Origin of the sequence: Devosia sp. (assembly GCF_039927955.1) — a bacterium.
Taxonomy (GTDB): Bacteria; Pseudomonadota; Alphaproteobacteria; order Rhizobiales; family Devosiaceae; genus Devosia.
In genome coordinates this window covers 1-25,369 of sequence record NZ_JBDSUA010000056.1, presented here as the reverse complement: position 1 = coordinate 25,369, position 25,369 = coordinate 1, and the positions used below count along the sequence as shown (strand labels likewise).

The 25,369-nt window shown below is 62.7% G+C and carries 18 protein-coding genes; 14 read left to right on the top strand and 4 right to left on the bottom strand.

Features of this window, described 5'->3' with window-relative positions; genetic code table 11:
• The first annotated feature begins 29 nt into the window (after nucleotides 1–29).
• From ABIT12_RS13700 to ABIT12_RS13650, 11 genes are all read left to right on the top strand, one after another.
• Nucleotides 30–722 (top strand): nucleotidyltransferase family protein, encoded by a 693-nt coding sequence (locus tag ABIT12_RS13700; protein ID WP_348044732.1) that lies wholly within the window; start codon nucleotides 30–32, stop codon nucleotides 720–722.
• On the top strand, nucleotides 719–3,721 hold the full coding sequence (addB, locus tag ABIT12_RS13695) for a double-strand break repair protein AddB (RefSeq protein WP_348044730.1): 3,003 nt from the start codon (nucleotides 719–721) through the stop codon (nucleotides 3,719–3,721). Before ABIT12_RS13700 ends, addB begins: the two co-directional genes overlap by 4 nt.
• Nucleotides 3,718–7,152 (top strand): double-strand break repair helicase AddA, encoded by a 3,435-nt coding sequence (addA, locus tag ABIT12_RS13690; RefSeq protein ID WP_348044728.1) that lies wholly within the window; start codon nucleotides 3,718–3,720, stop codon nucleotides 7,150–7,152. The genes addB and addA overlap by 4 nt, the downstream gene beginning before the upstream one ends.
• Before the next feature lie 79 nt (nucleotides 7,153–7,231).
• Complete coding sequence (gene trxA / locus ABIT12_RS13685) at nucleotides 7,232–7,555, top strand: thioredoxin (RefSeq protein WP_348044726.1); 324 nt, start codon at nucleotides 7,232–7,234, stop codon at nucleotides 7,553–7,555.
• Between the two features lie 146 nt (nucleotides 7,556–7,701).
• A complete protein-coding gene (gene trxA / locus ABIT12_RS13680; protein WP_348044724.1) occupies nucleotides 7,702–8,025 on the top strand; it encodes a thioredoxin in 324 nt (107 codons plus the stop codon).
• A 68-nt stretch (nucleotides 8,026–8,093) separates the two neighbouring features.
• Complete coding sequence (locus tag ABIT12_RS13675; RefSeq protein WP_407065622.1) at nucleotides 8,094–9,755, top strand: glycoside hydrolase family 3 protein; 1,662 nt, start codon at nucleotides 8,094–8,096, stop codon at nucleotides 9,753–9,755.
• A 343-nt stretch (nucleotides 9,756–10,098) separates the two neighbouring features.
• The gene (ytfQ, locus tag ABIT12_RS13670; protein WP_407065624.1) at nucleotides 10,099–11,040 is read left to right on the top strand and encodes a galactofuranose ABC transporter, galactofuranose-binding protein YtfQ; all 942 of its coding nucleotides are present in this window, start codon (nucleotides 10,099–10,101) and stop codon (nucleotides 11,038–11,040) included.
• 74 nt (nucleotides 11,041–11,114) lie between these two features.
• Entirely contained in the window at nucleotides 11,115–12,632 is a 1,518-nt protein-coding gene (locus ABIT12_RS13665; RefSeq protein WP_348044718.1) for a sugar ABC transporter ATP-binding protein, read from the top strand.
• Nucleotides 12,629–13,633 carry an ABC transporter permease gene (locus ABIT12_RS13660; protein ID WP_348044716.1) on the top strand — a complete coding sequence of 335 codons (1,005 nt, stop codon included), beginning with the start codon at nucleotides 12,629–12,631 and terminating at the stop codon, nucleotides 13,631–13,633. The genes ABIT12_RS13665 and ABIT12_RS13660 overlap by 4 nt, the downstream gene beginning before the upstream one ends.
• The gene (yjfF, locus tag ABIT12_RS13655) at nucleotides 13,630–14,607 is read left to right on the top strand and encodes a galactofuranose ABC transporter, permease protein YjfF (RefSeq protein WP_348044714.1); all 978 of its coding nucleotides are present in this window, start codon (nucleotides 13,630–13,632) and stop codon (nucleotides 14,605–14,607) included. The genes ABIT12_RS13660 and yjfF overlap by 4 nt, the downstream gene beginning before the upstream one ends.
• Nucleotide 14,608: 1 nt before the next feature.
• Nucleotides 14,609–15,349: a FadR/GntR family transcriptional regulator gene (locus ABIT12_RS13650; RefSeq protein ID WP_348044712.1), complete on the top strand. Its 741-nt coding sequence runs from the start codon at nucleotides 14,609–14,611 to the stop codon at nucleotides 15,347–15,349.
• 86 nt (nucleotides 15,350–15,435) lie between these two features.
• On the opposite strand, the gene ABIT12_RS13645 is transcribed toward ABIT12_RS13650, so the two are convergent.
• A complete protein-coding gene (locus ABIT12_RS13645; RefSeq protein ID WP_348044710.1) occupies nucleotides 15,436–16,467 on the bottom strand; it encodes a LacI family DNA-binding transcriptional regulator in 1,032 nt (343 codons plus the stop codon).
• 192 nt (nucleotides 16,468–16,659) lie between these two features.
• Here ABIT12_RS13645 and ABIT12_RS13640 point away from each other — a divergent pair, with 192 nt between their 5' ends.
• Genes ABIT12_RS13640 through ABIT12_RS13630 form a run of 3 tightly spaced genes read left to right on the top strand, consistent with a single transcriptional unit; the run spans nucleotide 16,660 to nucleotide 20,195 of the window.
• Nucleotides 16,660–18,186, top strand: a complete 1,527-nt coding sequence (locus ABIT12_RS13640) for a sugar ABC transporter ATP-binding protein (RefSeq protein ID WP_348044708.1) — start codon at nucleotides 16,660–16,662, stop codon at nucleotides 18,184–18,186.
• A complete protein-coding gene (locus tag ABIT12_RS13635; RefSeq protein WP_348044706.1) occupies nucleotides 18,183–19,187 on the top strand; it encodes an ABC transporter permease in 1,005 nt (334 codons plus the stop codon). The genes ABIT12_RS13640 and ABIT12_RS13635 overlap by 4 nt, the downstream gene beginning before the upstream one ends.
• Nucleotides 19,188–19,235: 48 nt before the next feature.
• A complete protein-coding gene (locus ABIT12_RS13630) occupies nucleotides 19,236–20,195 on the top strand; it encodes a substrate-binding domain-containing protein (protein ID WP_348044704.1) in 960 nt (319 codons plus the stop codon).
• Nucleotides 20,196–20,266: 71 nt separating this feature from the next.
• On the opposite strand, the gene ABIT12_RS13625 is transcribed toward ABIT12_RS13630, so the two are convergent.
• The 3 genes from ABIT12_RS13625 to accD form a co-directional block, all read right to left on the bottom strand.
• Nucleotides 20,267–21,559, bottom strand: a complete 1,293-nt coding sequence (locus tag ABIT12_RS13625; protein ID WP_348044702.1) for a folylpolyglutamate synthase/dihydrofolate synthase family protein — start codon at nucleotides 21,557–21,559, stop codon at nucleotides 20,267–20,269.
• A 72-nt stretch (nucleotides 21,560–21,631) separates the two neighbouring features.
• Nucleotides 21,632–24,148 (bottom strand): methyl-accepting chemotaxis protein, encoded by a 2,517-nt coding sequence (locus ABIT12_RS13620; RefSeq protein ID WP_348044700.1) that lies wholly within the window; start codon nucleotides 24,146–24,148, stop codon nucleotides 21,632–21,634.
• A gap of 176 nt (nucleotides 24,149–24,324) precedes the next feature.
• Nucleotides 24,325–25,296, bottom strand: a complete 972-nt coding sequence (gene accD / locus ABIT12_RS13615; RefSeq protein ID WP_348044698.1) for an acetyl-CoA carboxylase, carboxyltransferase subunit beta — start codon at nucleotides 25,294–25,296, stop codon at nucleotides 24,325–24,327.
• Nucleotides 25,297–25,369 lie beyond the last annotated feature (73 nt).

Genomic DNA, 25,369 nt, shown 5'->3' with positions numbered 1-25,369 from the left:
ATCCTGCCCCCGCCCCATCAAATCCGGCGATGAACGAGAGCGACCGATTCCCCGACGTGATGCTGCTGGCTGCCGGACTGGGCAAGCGGATGCAGCCGCTGACCCTGACCACGCCCAAGCCGTTGATCCCGGTCGCCGGGATGCCACTGATCGAGCGGGCGATGTTCAATGCCCGCGCCGAAGGGGCTAAACGCTTCATCGCCAATACGCATTACCTGGCCGAGCAGGTGATCGCCCATTTCGCCGGTGGCATCAAAATCTCGCGCGAGGAGACGCTGCTGGGCATTGGCGGCGGGATCAAGCAGGCGCTGCCGATGCTCCATGCCGACCCGTTCCTGGTGATGAACACCGATGCGTTCTGGCCCGCCGGAGCGGATGCGCCGATGGGCCGGATGATCGAGAAATTCGACGCTTCGGGCAGCGATATCGTGCTGCTCTGCGTGCATCCGGCGCGCGCTACCGGCTTTGGCCGCAGCCATGATTTCTGCCTCGATCCGCGCGGCAATATCACCAATGATTTTGGTGCGCCGGTGATCTATGGCGGCGTGGCGCTGCTGAGCAAATCCATATTCGCCGGCACTCCGGACGGGCCATTTTCGCTCTACCCGTTGTTTGAAAAAGCGCTGGAGCGCGGCACGCTGCAAGGCATTGCCCTGAACGCACCCTGGTATCACGTCGGGGATCCGCAAGGGCTGGCTTTGGCCGAGCAGGCGCTGGCATGAAGCCGCTTTATACCATCGCGCCGCAGGCCAAATTTCTCGAAACGCTGGCCGACCGGATTCTCGATGGCACGCTGCTCAACGGCTGGCATCTCGGCGGCCCATTTGGCCTCGCCGATGTCACCATCGTGCTGCCAACCCGCCGTGCCCGGCTAAGCCTTGCCGATATCTTCTCCCAACGCGGCACGGGTCTGTTGCCCGATATCCGTACGTTTGGCGGCGAAGAGAAGGACGAGGAGCCGTTCCTGCCGCCGATCGATGTCAGCGTATTGCCCGAGCCGGTTTCGGCGCTGGAGCGGCGGCTGGTGCTGTCGCGGCTGGTCGGACAATGGGCCAATACCGAGGCTGGCCAGGCCGCCTTCGCCTCGCCGCCCAATGCCGCCGAAATCCTGGCGCTGTCGGAATCGCTGGGCGGACTACTGGACGATCTGGCGGCCGAAGACTGCGCCCCGCACCAGCTTGACGCCATCGTGCCGGAAAACCTGGCCGAGAACTGGCAGCAGACGCTGCGCTTTCTCAAGATCGTGTTCGAGGTGTGGCCTGCGGTGCTGGATGAACGCGGCAAGGCGGATCGGTCGATCCTGCGCAATCAGCGCCTGTTGCGGCAGGCTGGCGCCGCGCCACTGATCTATGGCGACCGACCGGTGATCGCCGCCGGCTCCACCGGCTCGATCCCCGCCACGGCGGCGCTGCTCAAGGCGATCAGCCAATTGCCGCGCGGCGCCATCGTTCTGCCAGGCCTCGATACAACGCTGACGCCGACCGACCACGAAGCGCTGCTGAAGGCCGACAATAATCCGCACGGTCATCCGCAATATGGCCTGGCCAAGCTGCTGCGCTCGCTGGACGCGGCGATTTCGGATGTGGCCGAACTGGCGGTCGAGACGTCGCCGCGCACCACGCTGGTTCGCCGCGCCCTGGCACTCAGCGACGACACCGCGCTGTGGGCCCAGAACCGATTGTTGCCAGCCCAACTTGCCGAGGCCAGCGCCGGCCTGACCCTGCTCAGCGCCCGGACCGAAGACGAGGAGGCCCGCGCCATCGCCCTCGCCGCCCGCGACGCGCTAGCCAATGCCAAGACTTGCGGCATCGTCACGCCCGACCAGAACCTGGCGCGCCGGATTGCCGCCGAACTGGGGCGCTTCGGCGTGCGGGTCGATGACGCCGCCGGTGCGCCGCTGTTCCAGTCCGCCGCCGGCCGCCTGCTGCGCCAAATCCTGATGCTGGCCAGCGGCAATTGTGCGCCGGTTGATCTGATGGCGGTGCTGCGCAATCGCGCCGCGCTGTTCGGGATGGAGCGCAGCGAGGTCAGCCGCGTGGCTGATTTGATCGAGCTGGGCATGCTGCGCGGACAGCGTCCCAATCCCGGTCTTGCCGGGCTGCGGGCTTTGCTGGCCGCCAATGTCGATGGCACGACCAAGCATCCGGTGCGCAAATTGACCGCCACGGATGCGGTTGAGATCGAAGCGCTGCTGGTACAGCTTGAAACCGGCCTCACGCCGCTGCTGGCCTTGATGGCGCAACCCAGCATTCAGGCCAGCCAGTTTTCCGCTGCGCTGCTCGCGGCCTATGGTGTCATCGACGGCGTCGATACGCCCGGGGCGCGTGAACTGCGGCAATGGGGCGATGAACTGGCCGGGCATCGCGGCGAAGGCATTGCCTTTCCGCCGCGCCAGCTCGATGGCGTGTTGCAGGCGCTGATGCTGGGCTTTGAGGTACGCAATGTGCTGGCGCGGCGGGACGACATTGCCATCTGGGGGCAGTTGGAAGCCCGCCTGCAAAATCCTGACCTGCTGATTATCGCGGCGCTGAATGAAGACAAATGGCCAGAGGCGGCCGATCCTGGTCCATGGCTCAGCCGGGGCATGCGCCTTGCTGCGGGGCTCGAGCCGCCCGAGCGCAAAGCGGGACTGGCGGCGCACGATTTTGAAATGGCGCTGGGCAATGGCGAAGTCATTGTCGCGTTTTCGGAGCGGCTGGGCGCCAGTCCCGCCATCGCCTCGCGACTGGTGCAGCGGTTGGAAGCATTTGCAGGCGAGGAGGCCAGCAAGCAGTGGCGCGCGCGGGGAGCGCAGTGGTTGACCATGGCGCGCCGGCTCGATGCCGTGGCCGAAACCAGAGCGGCCCAGCGTCCGGCCCCTAATCCACCGGCAAGCATTCGGCCGCGCCAGCTTTCGATAACTGAAATCGAAACCCTGTTCCGCTCGCCTTATGATCTTTATGCCAAGCACGTGCTGCGGCTGCGGCCGATGGACCCGCTGGGCGAGGAAGCTGGCGGGCGCGAACGCGGCAGCGTCATCCACGATATCTTTGCGCGCTTTGTCGAAGAAAACCGTGACGTCATGGACCCCGGGGCGCTCGATGTGCTCAACGCCATGGCGCGGGAGGGATTTGCCGGGCTCGACGCCATCGGCGAACGCCGCGACATCTGGCTGCGGCGCTTCGATACGGCGGCGCACGCCTTCCTCGAATTCGAGCGGGCTCGTCAGCCGCGGATCAAGCAGCGCCATGCCGAGATCAAGGGCGAATGGGACCTGAAGGTGGCCGAGCCGTTCCGGCTCACTGGCCGGGCCGACCGGGTCGATGAGATGATGGACGGGACGGTCGAGATCATCGATTTCAAGACCGGCACGCCGCCCAGCCCGGGGGAAATGAAGGCATTCGAGGCCCCGCAATTGCTGCTGGAGGCGGCGATGGCCCGCGCCGGAGCGCTGGGCGATCTGCCGCCCGCCGATACCAGCGCGCTGACCTATGTGAAGATCGCGCTCGGGCCGGATGCCTTTATCGAAAGAGCGTTTTCGGTTGGCGACGAGCACGACCTGATGAGCGCTGCCGATGAGGCGGCGATCCGCATGCAGCGGCATGTGAGCGCATTTTTGCTCGAAGACCGGCCGATGGCGGCGCGCATTCATCCCTCGGCGAAACAGCGCTTTGCCGGGGCCTACGAGCATCTGGCGCGGACCCCGGAATGGACCCTGACCGATGGCGAGGATGGCGAATGAAGTCCAAGTTCGTCGTTCCCAGCACCACGGCGGCCAACCAGCGCAAGGCGGCAAATCCCGATTGGTCGATCTGGGTGGAGGCCAATGCCGGTTCGGGCAAGACGCACGTTCTGACCCAGCGGGTGCAGCGGCTGCTGCTGTCGGGTGTGGCGCCGCAATCGATCCTGTGCCTGACCTATACCAAGGCGGCAGCTGCTGAAATGCGGAGGCGCGTGTCTGCGCTGCTGGCGAAGTGGGCGGTGCTGCCGGAGGCTGAGCTTGATGCCGAGTTGGACAAGCTCGACGGCCGTCCGGTTGATGAACGCAAGCGCCAACTGGCGCGCACGCTGTTTGCCCGCGCACTGGAAACGCCGGGGGGCCTCAAGATCGTCACCATCCATGCGTTTTGCGAATCGGTGCTGCACCGGTTCCCGCTCGAAGCGCGGGTGCCGTTCGATTTTAAGGTCATCGAGGACGATGACCGGGCAAGGATGATCCTTGAGGCGCGCGAAGCCGTGCTGGCCGGAGGCATCGCCGGTGGGGCGCAGGCCCAAGCGGTGGAGACCTTGTTCACCCTGCTCAGCGACGCGCAGATCACCGCCGCCATCGACGCAGCGCTAGCCGAAGGGCGCAAGCTGCGCCCGGTGCTGGCCGACCGCCCGCTGGCCAAAGCCAATCTGCGCCAGCTGACCGGGCTGGGCAATGGCCCGTCCTCGGCGGCCATCGAAGCCGAGATGCTGTCCGCCCGGCTGATCGGGCCGGTGGAAATCGCCGCGCTGCTGGCCATCTGTCCGCCCAAGGGCCAGGGCACCGCGTTCGAGGAAAAGCTGGCGCGCATCGATCCAGCCAATCCGTCGCTCGACGACTGGCTCAAGGCCTTCCTCACCGCTGATCTGGCGGTGCCCAAGGGCTTTCCGAAAAAGGCCTTTGGTGCCGCCGATCCTGATCTGGCCGATCTGGCGCTGATGGAAGCCGACCGGCTCGAACAGCTTGCCGCCGAACGCAATGCGGTCTGGCTGGTGGAACGCTCCGAAGCGCTGCTCGACGTGGTGGGCGCGATTTCGGATCGGTTCGAAGCGCGCAAGCGGGCGCAGTCGCTGCTGGATTTTGACGATCTGATCGAGAAGCTGGGCGATCTGTTTGCCGATACGGCGCAGGGGCCGTGGGTGCAATACAAGCTCGACGCCGGGATCACCCACATTCTGGTCGATGAAAGCCAGGATACCAATCCCGAGCAATGGCGCGTGGTGCGCGAAATTGCCCGCGAGTTCTTTGTTGGCGAGGGTGCGGTGGAGCGGCCAAGGTCGCTGTTTGCGGTGGGCGACCAGAAGCAGTCGATCTACTCTTTTCAAGGCGCCGATCCGCGTCTGTTCGGGCAGACCGGGCGCGATTTTGCCCGCGCCGCCGCTTCGGCGGGACGCAATTTCGAGCGCCTGCCGCTGCATACCAGTTTTCGCACCCTGTCCGGCATTTTGCAGGCGGTGGACCTGGTGGCCGACCGGCCCGATATCCAGGCGGCGCTATTGGCCGACGACAAAGTCATTCACGACACCGCCCGCCCCGATGCCGGTGGCATGGTGACGCTGTGGCCACCCTATCACCAGCCCAAGGCCGATGTGGTTGATACGCAATGGCCGCTCGAAGCGCTGGATATCGAAAAATCGGCGCCTCGGCAGGTGGCCGAGCGCATTGCCGGGGAAATTCGCGGCTGGATCGATAGTGGGCGGACGCACGCGCCGCATGGTGCTCCGGTCACCGCGGACGATGTGCTGATCCTGGTGCAGTCGCGCAATAGCCTGTTTCACGAACTGATCCGCGCTCTGCTCAAGCAGGGCCTGCCCACGCCCGGTGCCGATCGGCTGGCGGTGACCACCCATATCGGCGTGCTGGACCTTTTGGCGCTGTGCGATGTGCTGCTCAACCCGGCCGATGACCTGCAGCTGGCGGCTTTGTTGCGTTCGCCGCTGTTTGATATCGACGAGGATGCGCTGTTCGCGCTGGCGCATGGGCGCGGCAGGCAAAGCCTGTGGCAGACGCTTGCCGCATCGACGCTGCCGCAAGCCATTGATGCCGCCGGACGGCTGCAGCGCTGGCGCGGCCAGCTCGATTTCGAGCGCCCCTTCGAATTCTTTGCCGCGGTGCTGTATGCCGAAGGCGGGCTGAAGCGCTTCCACGCCCGGCTGGGCACCGAGGTGGATGACGTGTTCGCCGAATTCCTCGCTTTGGCGCTGGACCACGAACAGACCGAGCAGCCGTCGCTACAGGGGTTCGTCACCGCCATGCGGGCCACACATGTCTCGATCAAGCGCGAACTGGCCGAGGCCGGTTCTGGCGTGCGGGTGATGACCGTGCATGGCGCCAAGGGGCTGGAATCCCCGATCGTCATTCTGGCCGATGCGGCGAGCAAGCCCGATGCGCAAAAGCTGGGCAAGCCGGTCTATGTGGTGCCCGATAGTCCCGGTCCGCTCTTGATCCACGCCTCCTCGGGCAAGACGCATACGCCGCAGACCGCGCCGATCCGCAGCGCCGACGAGGACAATCAGAAGGCCGAATACTGGCGCAAGCTCTATGTCGGCATGACCCGCGCCGAGGACGAGCTATATATCACCGGCGCGCTGACGCCCGGCCGCAAAGCCGAAACCCAGCTGGAGGGAAGCTGGTACGAGGCCATCGACGTGGCACTGCGTCCATTGGGCGAAAGCGTGGTGGATGCCCAGGGCAATGAGACAGCCCTAATCTATCCGCGGCTGCGGCCCGCTGCGTCGATTGCGACGGTTTTGGAGAAGGCTTCTCTGGCCGCGATCATGCCGCTCACCCTGCCTGAACTGCCGACTTACCGCACCATCCCGGTCGTGCGGCCATCCTCGGCGGGTGAAACCACCGGCGATATCCGGGTGCTCGATACGACGCTTGAGGGCCTTGCCGATGCCGATAGCGCCCGGCAGCGCGGCATCGCGCTGCATGCCCTGCTGCAGCATCTGGGCCGCGTGCCGCGCGCCGATTGGGACAATGTGGTGGACAAGGCCATGCCGGTGCTGCTGCCGGCGCATCCGGATCTGCATGCGTCGGTTGCCGCCAAAGCAATCTCGATCCTGACCAATCCGGCGCTGGCCGGAATTTTTGTTGAAACCAGCCGGGCCGAAGTGCCGTTCCTGTTGCCAGCAACCCGTCGGGGCCAGAAGATAAAACTGGCCGGGCGGATTGATCGGCTGATCGTTAGCAATGATGTGGTACAGGTGGTGGACTACAAATCCGACGCGACCGTGCCCTTAACGCCCGAGGACGTGCCGGAAAACTACCGAACCCAGTTGGGATTGTATGCAATGGTTGCAGGCCAGCTCTACCCTGGAAGGCTTGTAACCGCAGCGATCTTGTGGACGAACTTGGAATTGTTGATGAATTTGCCGCCGGACGCTCTGGCGGCAGCCTGTATCGATTTCACCATAAGGTGAATTTGCTTGAAGTCTTGCTGGACTCTACCCAATTTTTCGATCACACAGACCACCGCTTTCAACCCCAAAGGCACATCCGATGACCTCACATGTTTCCGACGCCACTTTCGGCGAGGAAGTCCTCAACTCCAAAGAGCCCGTTCTCGTGGATTTCTGGGCGGAGTGGTGCGGACCATGCCGTGCAATCGCTCCCCTGCTTGACGAACTCTCGACCGAGCTCAGCGGCAAGGTGAAGATCGTCAAACTCAACGTCGATGAAAACCCCTCGACAATGACCAAGTACGGCGTCCGCTCGATCCCGACCATGATCCTGTTCAAGGGTGGCGAAGCCATCGACATGAAGATTGGCGCCGGCACTCCAAAGGCCGGCCTCAGCAAGTGGCTCACCAGCCACGCTGCCTAAGCTGATCGAAAGAATTTCAAACGCCGCCGGTTGATCTCGGCGGCGTTTTTATTTGCGCCGCTTTCCGGCAAAGATTTTGCGCGAAGCGCCGCTAACAACGGCAGCCGACTCGGCCTAGATTTGTCCGTCCAAGCAAGGAGACGGACATGTCGATCACGGTGACGGACAGCAATTTTTCGGCCGAAGTGCTCAATGCGAGCGAGCCGGTGCTGGTGGATTTCTGGGCCGAATGGTGCGGACCTTGCAAGGCGATGGACCCGATCCTGGATCAACTTTCGGGCGAGCTGGCCGGCAGGGTCAAGATTGCCAAGCTCGATGTGGAAAGCAATATCGGCATCGTCACCCAATATAATGTGCGCGCCATGCCGACGTTGATGATTTTCAAGAACGGCCAGCCAGTTGACATCAAAGTAGGCGCCGGGCAATCGCGCGTCCAACTGGTCAAATGGCTGGAAAGCCACGCGGCTTAGTCGCATCGTGACGCCTGTGCCACCCCGCCATCCTCTGCTAAAGCTCAAGAAAAAGCCCGGAGGATATGATGATCGATCTGCAAGCCGCCCCGTTCAATCTGGATGACGAGGCCATCGCCTGGGTCGAGCAAACACTGGTGGGGCTGTCCACCGCCGACAAGATCAGCCAATTGTTCGTGCTGCTGTCGCGCACCCCGCCCGAGCAGACCTTGGCGGAACTGGTTCGGTTCAAGCCCGGCGGCATCACCCGCATCTATTCGGCCGACGTGGATGCCGAAATCGCGCTGGCGCGGTCCTATATCGAAGCCAGCGCCATCCCGCCGCTGATCAGCGCCGATCTCGAAGGCAGCCGCATGAGCCTGCCATTTGGCACCATCGTGCCCAATCCGCTGGGGCTGGCGTCGGTCAATGATGTCGAGGCAACCGAAGCGATTTCCACGGTGATGGCCGAAGAGGCCCGCGCCATGGGGCTGAACTGGTCGTTCACCCCGGTGATCGATATCAACAAGGCGTTCCGCAGTGCCATTGTCGGCACCCGCTCCTATGGCAGCGACATAAGGACCATCCATGATCACGCCATGGCGCAGATCGGGGCGTTCCAGCGGGCTGGGGTTGCCGCCACCGTCAAGCACTGGCCCGGCGAAGGCTATGACGATCGCGACCAGCATCTGGTGACCACGGTCAATCCGCTATCGCTGGAAGAATGGGACGAGACCTATGGCCGGCTCTATGCCGCCGCTATCGGCGCCGGGGTGATGGCAGTGATGACCGCCCATATCGCTTTCCCGGGCTTTGTGCGTGAACTCGATCCGGACGCCGGCGCCGAAGCCTTCCGCCCGGCGACGCTGAGCCCGGTGCTCAATATCGACCTGTTGCGCGACGGGCTGGGGTTCAACGGCCTGATCGTTTCGGACGCCACCCCGATGGCCGGTTTTGGCGACTGGGGTCCGCGTGAGCAAACCGTGCCCGAAGCGGTGATGGCCGGGTGCGACGTCATTTTGTTCTCCGATGACCCCGATGCCGATGTGGGTTTTCTGCACGCGGCTTTGGCCGATGGGCGCCTAACGGCGGAGCGGCTCGACGCAGCGGTCACCCGCATTCTGGGCCTGAAGGCGGCGCTGAAACTGCAGCATCGGCAATTGCCCGAGCCTAGTGCCACCAAGGCGTTGCTGGCTCGTCCGGCCAGCCGGCAATTGGCCGATCAGGTCACCGCCCGGGTGCCGACACTGGTCAAGGATGTACAGAACCTGCTGCCGCTCGATCCCAAAAAACACAAGCGCATCCTGATCTATTCCGGTGGCATCATCTTGCCGTTCGTGCCGCATCCGGTGCCGTTCAGCCTGCCGGAGCGGCTCAAGGCCGAGGGCTTCGAGGTGACGTTGTTCCAGCAGGGCATGACTGCCGATGCATCGCAGTTCGATCTGGTGCTGTACCTGTTCGGCGAAGAAACCACGCTGACCCGCAGCCGGATTTTTCTCGACTGGACCAAGCTCACCGGCTCGATCTTTGGCGCCATGCACCGGCTCTGGTACGAGGTGCCGACGTTGATGATTTCGTTCGGCTATCCCTACTACCTCTACGACGCGCCGCGCGTGCCCACCTATATCAATGCCTATGGCAGCGCCGAGCCGATCCAGGCTGCGGTGCTGGAAGCGCTGGTCGGACGCGCCGAATTTTCTGGCAGCAACCCGATCGACCCATTCTGCGGCAGCGATCAAGGCAAGTATTGAACGCGCGGCGCCACGGCGACTTGTTTAAATCATCAGCGAGAGCGTTTGTTTTGAGCCCCTCAAAAACTCGATGTCACCCCGGCGAAGGCCGGGGGCATCTTGAAATCTCGGGTTGGGCCCCGGCCTTCGCCGGGGTGACAATCCAGTTTTGGTCTGGCTCCATTGCAAAGTAAACCGTTTTAGAACAATGGCTTGGCAGCGACTTAAGGAAACCACGCCATTCACTTCGCGGCCCCTTTACATATAATAGTACTTTATGTAGCGTTAGGTCATCGCGGCAGGTGAACACACCGCTGCGACCACATTTTGGGAGGACATCGTGAACATCATCACCAAGCTCGCCATCGCGGCGAGCCTCGCTACTGCTTTGACTTCTGCATCCTTTGCTGCGGACAAACTGGTTGTCGGCTTCTCGCAGATCGGTTCGGAATCGGGCTGGCGCGCTGCCGAAACTTCGGTGACCAAGCAGCAGGCTGCCGATCGCGGCATCGACCTGAAGTTTGCCGACGCGCAGCAGAAGCAGGAAAACCAGATCAAGGCGATCCGCGGCTTCATCGCCCAGGGCGTCAACGCAATCCTCGTGGCCCCAGTGGTCGCCACCGGTTGGGACGACGTGCTGAAGGAAGCCAAGGAAGCCAATATCCCGGTCATCCTGCTCGACCGCGGCGTCGATGCTCCGGAAGACCTGTACCTGACTTCGGTTGCTTCCGATCAGGTCAAGGAAGGCACCGTGGCCGGCAACTGGCTGGTCAGCGCTGTCGGCGATGCACCGTGCAAGGTCGTGGAAATCGAAGGCACCGTCGGCTCGACCCCGGCCATCAATCGCAAGAAGGGCTTCGACGAAGCCGTTCTGGCCCACGCCAATATCACCATCATCCGCAGCCAGACTGGCGAATTCACCCGCGCCAAGGGCAAGGAAGTGATGGAAGGTTTCCTCAAGGCCGAAAACGGCGGCGCCGACATCTGCGCTGTCTATGCCCACAACGACGACATGGCCGTTGGCGCCATCCAGGCAATCAAGGACGCAGGCCTGAAGCCAGGGACCGACATCAAGGTCGTCTCGATCGACGGCGTGCCGGACATCTTCTCGGCCATGGTTGCCGGCGAAGCCAACGCTTCGGTTGAACTAACCCCGAACATGGCCGGCCCGGCGTTTGATGCGCTCGCGGCTTACCTCAAGGACGGCACCGTGCCGCCCAAGTTCATCGTCACCGAATCCAAGCTCTACACCCCGGCTGACAATCCCCAGGGCGAGTACGACGCACGCAAGGGCCTCGGCTACTAAAATAATCTCCTGACGACTGCCCCCGCCAGATAGTATCTGGCGGGGTTATTTATCGCATGGGCGGGGAGGCTTGCATGCAGGACGGCCAATTTGTGCTCGAAGCACGCGGCGTTACCAAGATTTTCGGCAACCATACCGCGCTAGAGGCCGTCGATTTCGGGCTTCGCGCTGGTGAGGTGCATGCCCTGCTGGGCGAAAACGGCGCTGGCAAATCCACCTTGATCAAGATCCTTACCGGCGCCTACCAGCCCGATGGCGGTGGCGTTTATGTCGATGGCGCCCCCGTCAAACTCGACAATCCGCTGCATGCGCAGACCCACGGCATCGGCACCGTCTATCAGGAAGTCAATTTGCTGCCGAACCGCTCGGTGGCGGAAAACCTTTATCTGGGCCATCAGCCCACCCGCTTTGGCCTGGTCGATCATCGCAAGATGGAAAAGGACGCCCGCGTCCTGCTCGACCGCTACGACCTCAAGCTCAATCCGGGCAGCGAGCTGGGCAGCCATTCGGTGGCGGTGCAGCAGATCGTGGCCATTGCCCGCGCCGTGCAATTGTCCGGCAAAGTGCTGATCCTGGACGAGCCTACGGCCAGCCTTGACCGCAACGAGGTGGAACGGCTGTTCGAAGTCATCGGCGATCTCAAGCGCTCCGGCCTTGCCGTCATCTTCATCACCCATTTCCTCGACCAGGTGTTTGCCATCTCGGATCGCGTCACCGTGCTGCGCAACGGCAAGCTGGTCGATACCCGCCAGCTCAATGCCGTCAGCCGCACCGATGTGGTGCGCCTGATGCTAGGCAAGGACATCGCCTTTTCGGGCGCCAGCAGCATCGAAACCGACGCGCCAACCACCGAGGTTTTGCTGCAGTTTACCGGCTATGGCCGCAAGAAAAGCGTGCAGCCGTTCGACCTGACCATTCACAAGGGCGAGGTGATCGGCGTTGCCGGGCTGCTCGGTTCGGGCCGCACCGAGATGGCGCGCATCATGTTCGGCGCCGATCCGGCCGATCAGGGCACCGTCACCATCAATGGCAAGGCGGGCGCGCTGCGCAACACCACGGAGGCCATCGGACACGGTTTCGGCTTTTGTCCGGAAGATCGCAAGGCCGAGGGCATTCTGGGCGACCTGTCGGTGCGCGAGAACATCATCATTGCCTTGCAGGGCAAGCTGGGCTGGTTCCGCGCGCTCAACCGCGATGAGCAGATGGAGATCGCCGGCAAGTTTGGCGAGGCGATGGACATCCGCGCCGCATCGCTCGACATGCCGGTCAAGCTGCTTTCGGGCGGCAACCAGCAAAAGGTTATCCTGTCGCGCTGGCTGGCCACCGATCCGGCCTTCCTCATTCTGGACGAACCCACCCGCGGCATCGATGTGGGGGCGCACGCCGAAATCGTGCGCACCATCAACCGGCTGCGCGACGATGGCATGGCCATGGTGGTGATTTCCTCCGAGCTCGATGAAGTGGTGGCCTATAGCTCACGCATCGTGGTGATGCGGGACCGCGAAATGGTCGCCGAACTGCGCGGCAAGAATATCAATCCCGGCGTGATCGTGCAGGCGATTGCCAACCATCCTGACGAGGCCACCGCATGAAACGGCTGCACCTGGAACGTCTCGCCAATCCGCAGGTGCTGGCTCTGGTCGGCGTGCTGCTGATCAACTGGCTGCTGTTCCCCAATTTCTTCCGCATCACCTGGCAGGACGGTCGGTTGTTCGGTTCGATGATCGACGTGATCAATCGCGGCGCGCCGGTGGCGATCCTAGCCATCGGCATGACCGGGGTGATTGCCACCAAGGGCGTTGACCTGTCCGTTGGCGCGATCATGGCGGTCTGCGGTGCAGTTGCTGCCACCATGGTGGTTGCCGGTTATCCGACGCCGATCGCCGTCATTGCGGCACTGGGCGTCGGCATTGCCTGCGGGCTGTGGAACGGGTTCCTGGTTGCCGTGCTCGATATCCAGCCGATCATTGCCACGCTGGTGCTGATGGTGGCGGGCCGGGGCATTGCGCAGTTGATCACTGAGGGCTCGATTGTCACCTTCAATGAACCGTCGTTGATTTTCATTGGCACCGGCTCCTTCCTTGGCCTGCCGATGGCGGCCGTGATTGCCCTGGTGCTGATGGTGATTGTAACGCTGTTTGTGCGCCGCACCGCCATTGGCCTGTTCGTCCAGGCCATCGGGGTCAATCGGGCCGCCGCGTCCCTTGCCGGCATTCGCAGCCGGATGCTGTTGCTGCTGGTCTATGGGCTGAGCGGCTTCTGTGCTGCCGTTGCCGGCATTGTGGTAGCGGCCGACATTCGCGGCGCCGACGCCAATAATTCCGGCCTGTGGCTGGAACTCGACGCCATTCTGGCAGTAGTTATCGGGGGCACCTCGCTACTGGGCGGGCGCTTCTCGATCCCGATGGCGGTGGTTGGCGCGCTGATCATTCAGGCGATGAATACCGGCATTCTGGTGTCGGGCTTCCGCCCCGAGTTCAACCTGATCGTCAAGGCAGGGATGATCATTCTGATCCTGCTCATTCAGTCGCCGCTGCTCGGCACCCTCGCCGGCTTCTTCAAGCGCGACGCAAAACAGGCCGCCAAGCGATGAAACGCAGTCTCCGTCCCCTGGCGGCCACCACCGTCATCTTCGCCATCGCCTATGCGGTGAGCGTGCTGCAATTTCCCGGCATGCTCTCGACCCGGGTGCTCGGCAATTTCCTCACCGACAACGCCTTCCTCGGCATCACCGCCGTGGGCATGACCTTCGTCATCATCTCGGGCGGCATCGACCTGTCGGTCGGCGCGGTGATCGGGTTCACCGGGGTGCTGGTGGCGGTGCTGATCTCGTGGTTCGGCATTCACCCGCTGGCAGCGTTCGCCATCGCCCTGCTGGTCGCCGCAGCATTCGGCGCGGCAATGGGGTTGGCGATTCATTATCTGCAGGTGCCATCGTTCATCGTCACGCTGGCGGGCATGTTCCTCGCCCGGGGCGGCGCCTCGGTGATCACCCAGGATTCCGTGCCGATCAACCACGAATTCTATGCGCAACTCTCGGACATGATCATCCGGCTGCCCGGCGGCGGACGGCTCAGTTTCATCGGCATCCTGATGGTGGTGATCTTTCTGGGCGGGGCGCTGGTCGCGCATCGCACCAAGTTCGGCTCCTATGTCTACGCGCTGGGCGGCAATGCGGTGTCCGCCTCGCTGATGGGCGTGCCGGTAGCGCGCACCACGGTGCAGATCTATATGCTGTCGAGCGTGCTGGCGGCGTTGGCGGGAATCGTGTTTTCGCTCTATACGTCAGCCGGTTATCCGCTGGCGGCGGTCGGGGTTGAGCTCGACGCCATCAGCGCGGTAGTGATCGGGGGTACGCTGCTCACGGGTGGCTATGGTTTCGTGCTTGGCACGTTTGTCGGGGTGATGCTGCTGGGCCTCGTGCAGACCTACATCATCTTTGATGGCACGCTCTCAAGCTGGTGGACCAAAATCGTCATTGGCGTGCTGCTGTTCTTGTTCATCGTGCTGCAGCGGATCATATTTGCGGCCTCCGCTTCCGGAGAGAAAACGCCCGAGAAAGTGTAGCATGATCGAAGCTGGCAGCCTTATTCGCTCCCTTTCCGGGCGGCCGGCTGCACGAAACTTCCATACTTTCGTGATCAACGAGATCGGCCATGGCATCGCCACCGGCAAGTTTCCCGTGGGCTCGATTCTGGCCAGCGATGCGGTGATGATGGAAACCTACGGGGTTTCCCGCACGGTGCTGCGCGAAGCGCTGAAGACGCTTGAGGCCAAGGGCATGGTGGAGGCGCGCCCCAAGGTGGGCACCCGCGTTTCGCCCTCCAGCCGCTGGAATTTTTTCGATCCGCAGGTGCTGTTCTGGCACTATGACGCCGCGCCCAACAAGCGCTTTTACGACAGCCTGTTCGATGTGCGCCAGGACACCGAACGGCGCGCCGTGATGCTGGCTTGTGTGCGCCGCACCGCCGAACAGGTGCGCCTGATGAAATACTGGGTCCATCAGATGGACGTGGCCGGGGAGGCGATGGAGGCCCATGCGCTGGCCAGCCTTGAAGTGCACCAGGTAATCGCCGACAGCTCCGGCAACCCGCTGCTGCGCTCCGCCATCGGGGTGGTTGAACTGACCCTGGCTCTGGCAGCCAAGCGGCGTTCCGCCGATGCTGATCTGGCCTATCAGGCGGCCAGTTGCGCGGCGCATCAGAGCCTGGTCACGGCGGTGGAGGGCAGCGATACGGCCGCTGCCGTCGAGCAGATGCAGTTCATCATCGAAGCCGAGCGGGCACGTGCGGTTGCAGGCTTTGCCTGAAGCGGCATAACCGGCGTCGGAGCGTTTCATCATTGCACTGAGTCACTCAAAAACTCGATGCTGTTTCAGTTAAAACGTGAAAATCCCTACCGCGCGCCGAGGCCCAGGCGCGACACCGAATTGCGCAGCACCAGTTCGCTGCGCAGCAGCACCTTGCGCTGTTCGACTTCGCGACCTTCAACCACCGCCAGCAGCAGGTTCATCGCCGCTTCCCCGATCTTGGAGCGGGGCTGCTTCATCGTGGTCAGCGAGGGCGTAACGAAACTGGCAAAGGAAATGTCATCAAAACCCATGATCGAAAACTGTCGCGGCAGGTCATAGCCGCGCGCATTGAGCGCGATGATCACCCCAAGCGCTGTGGCGTCGTTGACGCAGAGGAACGCCGTCGGCAGCACGTCGCGCACGAACATGTGCTCGGCGGCCTGCCGCCCGCTTTCGGTGGTGCCATCACCATCGAGAATCAACATCGGATCGATGGCGATCCCGGCATTGTTCAAGGCTTCCCGATAGCCACCCTCGCGCAGCGTATTGACCATCTTGCTGGTCGAATGGCCGATAAAGGCGATCCGCCGATGACCCTGCGAGATCAGGTGGTCGGCCGCGATGCGGGCGCCCTCGAAATTGTCGACGCCGACAAACGGCACCAGGTCGCCCGGCACCGGTTCATTGACCGCGACCATGGCCGGCGGCCGGACCACGGCTTCATCAAGGCTCAAGCCAAAGGGCAGGTGGCCGGTGAGCAGGATCAGCCCATCGGCCTGGTTGGAACTGATGAAGCGCAGATAGTCCGCCTCGCGGGTCGGATCGTTCTGGGTATTGCCGATCAGCACGCCATAGCCGCGTTTGCTGGCCTCGGTTTCAAGGCCGACCAGGATATTGGAAAAGTTCGGATCGCCGACATCGGGTGCCAGGATCAGGATCATCTTGGAGCGCCGCATGCGCAGCGAACGCGCCATGGCGTTGGTGGTGTAGCCGGTGCGGGCGATGGCTTCATTGACGCGGCGGCGGGTTTCGTCGGCAACCTTGGCCGGCTCGTTGACCGCCCGGCTCACCGTAGCAATGGAGACGCCGGCGATCGCCGCGACATCTTCAATGGTGGCCAGTTTGGGTTGCTGCACTTGGCGCTCCGCCAGCGGCGATCCGGCTCGGGATTTTCGCGGTTGTCTCATCACCGACATAAAGCGATATGGCCCAAAAATATACAGCCACCTCGGTTGTGTAAACCTTTACATGGCTCATGAAAACCTTTACATCGGTCGATTGACGAAGAATGCAGCCAATGTATCGCGTCACAGGGAGGAGTAGACTGCATGTCGATGGGCAATGGCGCCAGTGCGCCCCCGATTCTTGCGGCCGAACGGATTTCCAAGTCATTTGGCGAAGTTCCGGTGCTGTTCAGCATCGACTTCGACGTGCGCGCCGGAGAGGTTCACGCCATTATCGGTGAGAACGGCGCCGGCAAATCCACCCTGATGAAAATCCTGTCGGGCTTTGAACAGCCCACCTCTGGCACCATCACCTTTGATGGCAAGCCGGTAACGCTGCCGCCCAATGGCGAGGCCGAAGGCATGGGCATCGTGCTCATCCATCAGGAGTTCAATCTGGCCGAACATCTGACGGTGACCGAGTCGATTTTTCTCGGCCGCGAACTCAAGCGCTTTGGCCTGCTCGATGTGCGCCTGATGCGCGCGCAGACCCAGACCCTGCTTGACACCTTGCACGTTCCGGTCGATCCCACGGCGCGCATTGCCACGCTCTCCGTCGCTGAAAGGCAGATGATCGAAATCGCCAAGGCGATCAGCCGCGATGCGCGGGTGTTGATCATGGACGAACCCACCGCAGTGCTGTCGGTGGCCGAAACCGAAACCCTGTTCGAACAGATCAATCGATTGACCGAACGTGGCGTTGCCATCGTCTTCATCTCGCACAAGCTCGATGAGGTGATGCAGCTGTCCGACCGGGTCACCATTCTGCGTGACGGGCAGCTGATTGCCTCGCTCGATGCCAGCGCGCTGACCCCCGATTCTGCCGCGCAGATGATGGTGGGCCGCGAACTGTCCAACCTCTACCCGCCCAAGCATGAGCCCGATGTCGACGCGCCACTGGTGCTGTCGGTGCAGAACCTGCAATCGGCCGGGGTGCGCGGCGTCTCGTTCAAGCTGCGCCGGGGAGAAATCCTGGGCTTTGCCGGGCTGATCGGTTCCGGCCGCACCGCAGTGGCCGAAACCATGGTCGGGCTGATCCACCGCGATGCGGGCGAGCTGGAGCTCAATGGCCAGAAGGTACACTTTGCCAATGTCGCCCAGTCGCTGGCCGCGGGCATCGTTTACATGACCAAGGATCGCAAGGGCAAAGGCCTGATGGTCAATATGGGCCTGCGACCCAACCTGACCCTGCCGACGCTGGATCGCCACCTCAACGGCATGTTCATCGACAGCGCCAGCGAGGCCAAGGCGCTGGAACGCGCGACGCGGCGGTTCGATATTCGCGCCCGCGACGCTTCGGTGCGCGCCGGCCAGCTCTCCGGCGGCAACCAGCAAAAACTGATGCTGGGCAAGACCATGGAGAGCGAGCCGGACATCATCATCATGGATGAGCCGACGCGCGGCATCGATGTGGGTACCAAGCAGCAGATTTATCACATCGTCGCCGCGCTTGCCGCCGAGGGGAAGTCGATCATCCTGATCTCCTCGGAGCTCCAGGAAGTGATCGGGCTCAGCCACCGCGTCATGGTGATGCGCAACGGGCAGATCGTGGGCGAGCTGGAAGGCACCGCCATCAACGAAGAACAGATCGTGCGCCACCAGATGGGCATCGAAGGAAAGGCTGCCGCATGACCACTGCCGTTAAAGAGAGCGCGCCAAGCGCCAAGAGCCGCCGTTTGCAGATGAACGTGCTGGGGCCGTTGATCGCGTTATTGCTGCTGCTCATCCTGGGCTCGCTGCTCAACGGCAATTTCCTGACCTATGGCAACATGGCCAATATCGTGGCGCGCGCCTCGTTCATCGGCATCATCGCCATCGGCGCTACGTTCGTGATCACCTCCGGCGGGCTGGACCTGTCAGTGGGCTCGATGGCAGCCTTCATCGCCGGCATGATGATCATCATCATCAACAGCGCCGTGCCGTCCTTGGGGACGGGCTGGACCGTGGTGGCACTCGGCATCATTGCGGGGCTTGCCATCGGCGCACTGGCCGGCGCGGCCAATGGCCTGCTGGTCACCGCAGGCCGGATCGAGCCGTTCATCGTGACGCTGGGATCGCTCGGCATCTTCCGCGCGCTGATCACCTTCCTGGCCAATGGCGGCACGCTGAACCTCAATTTCCAGGCGGCCGACACCTATTCGCCGCTCTATTCGGGCAATGTCTTTGGCATTCCGGCGCCGATCATTGTGTTTGCCGTGGTCGCCATCATCGCCGAAGTGGTGATGCGGCGCACCACGTTCGGGCGGCACCTGTCGGCCATCGGCTCCAATGAGCAGGTCGCCCGCTATTCGGCGATCAAGGTCGATCGCGTCCGGCTGATGACCTATGTGCTGCAGGGGTTCCTCGTCGGCATGGCCGCCGTGCTCTATGTGCCAAAATTCGGCTCGGCCAACAGCTCAACGGCAGTGCTGTGGGAATTGCAGGCCATCGCTGCCGTAATCATCGGCGGTACCATGTTGCGCGGCGGCTTCGGGCGCATCTGGGGCACGGTTGTCGGCGTGATCATCCTCGAGCTGATCGGCAATATCCTCAACCTGCAGAGCTTTATCAGCCCCTATCTCAATCAGGCGTTCCAGGGCGCCATCATTATCGTCGCGGTGCTGCTGCAACGTTCGCGCCGCACGACCAACTGATCCAGTTTCAACAAAGCCCATAACGGGCGTTTAGGGAGGACGACGACTATGAATTTGCTGAAAACCACAGCGCTTGCTGCCTTGGTGGCATCGAGCTTTGCACTCGCCAGCGCGGCGATTGCCCAGGACAAGACCTATGTCATCGGCGTCTCGGTGCCGACGGCTGACCACGGCTGGACCGGTGGCGTCGATTTCTTCGCCCAGCAGGCGGTCGATCGCCTGACCAAGGCCTATCCGAACCTGTCGTTCGTTCTGGCCACCGCTCCAGACTCGACCAAGCAGGCTGCCGATCTGGAAGACATGATCGCCACCCGCAATATCGATGGCCTCGTCATCCTGCCGGGCGATCCGGACGCGATGACGGCCTCGATCAAGAAGGTCAAGGACGCCGGCAAGTGGGTTACCGTCGTTGACCGCGCCCTCAGCCAGCCCGGCATCGAAGACCTTTATGTTGCCGGTGACAATCCGGGTCTGGGCACCACCACGGCCGACTACTTCAAGTCGGCTCTGCCCAATGGCGGCAATATCGTCGTGCTGCGTGGCGCGCCGATCCCGATCGATGCGCAGCGCGTCGATGCGTTCATGGCCGGCATCAAGGATACCCAGATCAAGGTTCTGGACACCCAGTTCGCCAACTGGAACCGCGATGACGGCTACAAGATCATGCAGGATTTCCTGACCAAGTACCCCAAGATCGACGCTGTCTGGGCCCAGGACGATGACACGCTGGTTGGCGTGCTCAAGGCCCTCAAGGAAGCTGGCCGCGAAAACGAAATGTGGGCTGTCGGCGGCGCCGGCATGAACCAGATCATCAAGATGGTGGCTTCTGGTTCGGCCCAGGTTCCGGTTGACGTGTCCTACAACCCCAACATGGTTGCCACTGCAATCGATCTGACCGCGCTGCACTTTGCCGCCAACGCTCAGGTCGATGGCAAGCTGATCATCAATTCGACGCTGATCACCAAGGACAATGCTGCCCAGTTCGATTACCCGAACACTCCGTTCTAATCCGGTTTCGTGCCAGCGAAAGAAGGTCACCCGAGCCATCGGGTGGCCTTTTTGTTTGTCTGAAGGCGGGTCTAGTCCGGCACGGTGCCGTTCTTGTGCAGCACCTGTCCGGCCAGGTACAGCGAGCCCGAGATCACGACGCGCGCGTTCGGGGTTTTGGCGGCTTGCTTGAGCGCGGCAACAATCGAGCGGCTGGGCTGGGCATCGAACCCGGCCTTGCGTGCCTCGCCGGCGATGAATTTTGCATCGTGGGCATTGGTTTCGCCGGGAATGGTCAGCGTCAGGATGCGTTCGGCCATGCCGACGAACGGGGCCAGAACGGCGACGGGATCGCGGGTGTTCATCATCCCCATGATCAACACCAGTGGCGCCGGGCGGGCTCTGTTCATATCCGCCAGTGCCCGGCTCAAAGCGCGCGTGCCATGGGCATTGTGGCCGCCATCGAGCCAGAGCTCCGCACTCGGTCCGAGCAGGTCGCGCAGCTTGCCGCTGAGCTGGGACAGCCGCGCCGGCCAGACCACATTGCGCAGGCCCTGTTCAATTGCCGCATGATCCACTGGCAGCTTGAAATGGCGCACGGCGGCGATGGCCATGCCGGCGTTTTCGAATTGATGCGCGCCGATCAGCTTGGGCGGCGGAAGGTCGAGCAGGCCGGTTTCGTCCTGATAGATCAGCCGGCCATCCTGCTCGTAGCTGTCGTAATCCTGCCCGGCAACAAACGGGGTCACCCCCAGCTTGCGGGCGATACGATCGATGCTGGCCAGACCCTCATCGGTCTGCCGACCCAGCACCGCCGGTGCGCCGCGTTTGAGGATGCCGGCCTTTTCAATGGCGATCTTGCCGATGGTATTGCCGAGGAAATGCATGTGGTCGAGATCGACCGGGGCGATGATCGTCCCCAGCGGATGGGGCACCACATTGGTGGCATCAAAAGTGCCGCCCATGCCCACTTCGAGCAGCAGATAATCCGCCTCGATTTCGGAGAACAGGTAGAACGCCGCTGCCGTGGTGATCTCGAAATAGGTGATCGGCTTTCCGGCATTGACCCGCTCGACATGTTCGAGCGCCAGGTTCAGCCGTCGTGTCGATACCAGCTTGCCGGCCAGTCTTATGCGCTCGTTGAAGCGCACCAGATGGGGCGAGGTATAGACATGCACCGATTTGCCCGAGGCTTCGAGGAAGGCGCGCAGATAGGCAATGGTGGAGCCCTTGGCATTGGTGCCGGCGACGTGGATTACCGGCTGCACCCGCAATTGCGGATTGCCAAGCTCGCCCAGCAGGCGGTCGATCCGTTCGAGGCTAAGATCGATCAGCTTGGGATGCAGGGAAAACATGCGCCCGAGGATCGCATCGGTGCGAGACATTGAAGGCTCCGAAACAGGAAGCCTTCACCTATCGCTGATTCCGCTGCCGCTCAATGGGCAGGTGAGCAGGGACTAAAACTCGTTCCAATCCTTGTCGATCGCGGCATTGCCATGGCTGAGATAGGATTTGGCCACGGTCTTGAGCTTTTCCTGCATGCCGCGAATGCCGGTCGGTGCGGGCGCAGCTGCTGCCACGGGCTTGGCCCGCTGCTGGCTGCGACCCTGTGGCTGGTCGATGGTGAACAGTTCGACGATGCGATCAAGCTCGGTGGCCTGCGCCTCGGTCTGTTCGATAGCAGCGTTGGTTTCTTCCACCAAAGCGGCGTTGTGCTGGGTCATTTCGTCCATCTGGCGAACCGCAGCGTTGATCTCGTCAATGGACGAGGCCTGCAGGCGGCTGTCGCGGGCGATGTTTTCCAGCGCCGCAGTGTTGTCGCGAATGGCGGCCAGCATGCTGGAGAGTTTGCTCGCGGCATCGGCGACCAGCTTGGAGCCGCCCTTGACCTCATTGGCCGACTGTTCGATCAGCACTTTGACTTCCGAGGACGCGCTGGCGGCCGACTGGGCAAGACGCCGCACTTCGACGGCAACCACGGCAAAGCCCTTGCCGGCGTCGCCGGCGCGAGCGGCTTCCACCGAAGCGTTGAGCGCCAGGAGGTTGGTCTGGAAGGCGATGTCGTCGATCAGGCCGATAATGTTGGAGATCTTGCCCGAGGAGGTGGTGATCCGGTCCATGGCATCATTGGCCTTGGCCATCACCGCGCCACCCTCTTCGGCGGTGCGCGACACGGTCTGGGCTTCAATGCTGGCAGCTTCGGCCTTCTTGGCGCTGTTGAGCACCGTGCCGGCAAGCTGTTCCATGGTCGCCGAGGTTTCCTCGATGGTTGCCGCCTGCTTGGTCGTACGTTCGCTCAGATCGTTGGCGCCAGACAAAATTTCGCCGGTGGCAGTCTTGAGCGCGCCCGAGGTCTCGCGAATCTGGCCAACGATGTCGCCCAGCTTTTCGGCCACGGCGTTGGTATCGTCCTTGAGGCGGGCAAAGGCGCCTTCATAGTCGCCCTTCACCCGCAAGGTGAGATTGGTATCGGCCAAGGCTGCCAGCACTTCGCCGGTTTCGCTGAGGCCGCGATCGACCGTCTCTACCAGCGAATTGACGCTGCGAGCGAGGCCATTGAGTTCAGGATCGGGGAATTCGGCCGAGACGCGCTTGGAGAAATCGCCGGCAATGGCGGCATCGACCACTTCGCCGAAGGAGCGCTCCAGCGTCTGCATCATGCGGCTGCGTTCAGCCTGGTTGGCAATGATCTGGGCGGCCTCCGCCTCGGTCATTTCGGCGACCTTGAGGCCGTTGGCGCGGAACACTTCGACGGCGCGGGCCATGGCGCCCAGCTCGTCGGTGCGGTCGGAGCCCTTGACCTCGAGATCGAGATTGCCCTCGGCCAGCGCCTCCATGGTGCCGGTCAGGCGGGTGATCGGCTTGGTGATGGTGCGCGAGAACAGCAGGCTCATGGCGCCGACCACGGCCATCAGCGCGGCGCCGATGATCAGCATCATGTTGCGCATATTGGTGACCGGAGCCAGCACTTCGCCGGTGGCCATCACCGCAATGGTGGTCCATTTCAGGCCAGCGGTTTCGACGGGCGCAGCAGCGATCAGCATTTCCATGCCGCGATACTCTGTCGACAGGCCATTGGCGGCGGTGCCGCTCAGCGCCGTATCGATGACGGGGCTGGCGATCTTGCCCACCAGGGCATCATTGCCATCGGTAAAGGTCGAGTCCGAGCGCAGCAACTGGTCAGGGCCGACCACCAGCACTTCGCCGGTTTCGCCCAGGCCCTTGCGATTGCCGACAACCGCGTCGATGCGTTCGGACGGCAGCTGGAAGGCAACGACGCCAACCTTGCGGCCGGTGGCGTTAAACACGGGCTTGGCGAAGAACGCGGCCGGCTTGTTGTCGAGCAGCGAATAGGGCGCGAAATCGGAGAACACGAAATCGTCCGGGGTTTCGATCAGCAGCGCCTTGCGCACGATCACGCCCAGACCGGTGTCGGCATATTTGCCGCCTTCACCGAAATTGTAGCCGAAGTCGGCGCCCTTGTTGACCGAATAGACCAGGTTGCCCTTGAGGTCGAACATGTAGAGGTCGCGATAGCCGCGGCTTTTGACCTGGGCGCGATAGCCGGGCTGGATGCGGGTGTGCGGTACGTCGTAGCTGCCGGTGGTGCCCAGACCATCGAGCTTGGCCAGGTCGTCCTTATTCGGATTGTCGTCGACATACAGTTTGCGAATTTCAGCCGGTGGATCGACCTTGAAGCCGAGCCAGGCACCGCCGAAGTCGCGCAGTGCCTGAATGGTGGTGTCCATGCGCGAAGTGGCGACGAGATCGTCTTCCACCGCCTGGATATAGGTTGAAACCTGGCTGGCGCGCTCGTCCGCCAGAGTGGCAAGATTGCCCTCCGCCGCAGTGCGCAGGGCCTGCGAGCCAATCATGTAGCTGGCGATACCGACGCCAAGGCTCACCAGCAGTGCCGATCCTAACAGCGCCAGAGGCAGCTTACGGGCAATCGGCATGGCGCTACGTTTGAACACAGTACTCTCCCAAGCATGAGGCATGGGGAAACCGCATTGCGCACCAAAGGGCGCAACTTCCCCATCAGCCGAAAGGGTAAGCTAACGTCGTTAAGTGCGGGTAAAGACGTAACGCCGGGCCGGGGGATTTGCGGGGCTCTGCACGAAAATCGCGCAGAGTACCCATCGTGCGCGGCCTATTCGGCGTGAGCAGCCTGCGGCGAGGCCACCAGATCATCGCCGCCCTCGGCCGCCATGGCAGCGTCGCGCATCGAGATACGGGCCTGGCTATCCTTGCCATCGGCCTGAGGCAAGGCGCCGGTCTTGGTCAGAATGCCGGCCAGCGAAGCAATGGTGGAGCGCAGGTTATGGCGGTGCACCACCATATCGACCATGCCATGCTCATAAAGGAATTCCGAGCTCTGGAACCCCTTGGGCAGCTTTTCGCGGATGGTCTGCTCGATAACGCGGGCGCCGGCAAAGCCGATACGCGCGCCCGGCTCCGCCAGATGAATATCGCCCAGCATGGCATAGGACGCGGTAACGCCGCCGGTAGTGGGATCGGTGAACACCACAAAGAACGGCAGGCCGGCTTCGCGCAGGCGCAGCACCGCCACGGTGGTGCGCGGCATCTGCATCAGGCTGAGCATGCCCTCCTGCATGCGGGCGCCGCCCGAGGCGACGAACAGCACGAACGGGGTTTTGCTTTTGGCAGCGGTTTCAAGACCGGTGATGATGCCCTGCCCGGCGGCCATGCCGAGCGAGCCGCCCATGAAATCGAAATCCTGCACGGCAACGGTGATGTCGCGCTCATAGAGCTTGCCGGTGGCCACGATCACCGCGTCCTCATTGCCGGTCTTGATGCGGCTTTCCTTGAGGCGGTCGATATAGCGCTTCTGGTCGCGGAACTTCAGCGGGTCGATCGGCACCGCAGCAACCGGCATGGTCTGGTAGCTGCCGCCGTCAAAGAAATTGGCCAGCCGGTCGGCGGGCTTGATCTTCATGTGGTAGCCCGAATTGGGCACGACCCACTGATTGGCTTCGAGATCGCGATAGAACACCATCTCGCCCGACTCGGGATCCTTGACCCAGAGGTTTTCCGGCGTTTCGCGCTTGTTGGAGAGAAACGAGCGGATTTTCGGGCGGACGAAGTTATCGATCCAGTTCATGGCAGGCCTCGCATGCGGCAGTTCGCTTGAGCTAAGCGTCAATTGTGGCGAATGTTATCAGGGGGAGGGCGTG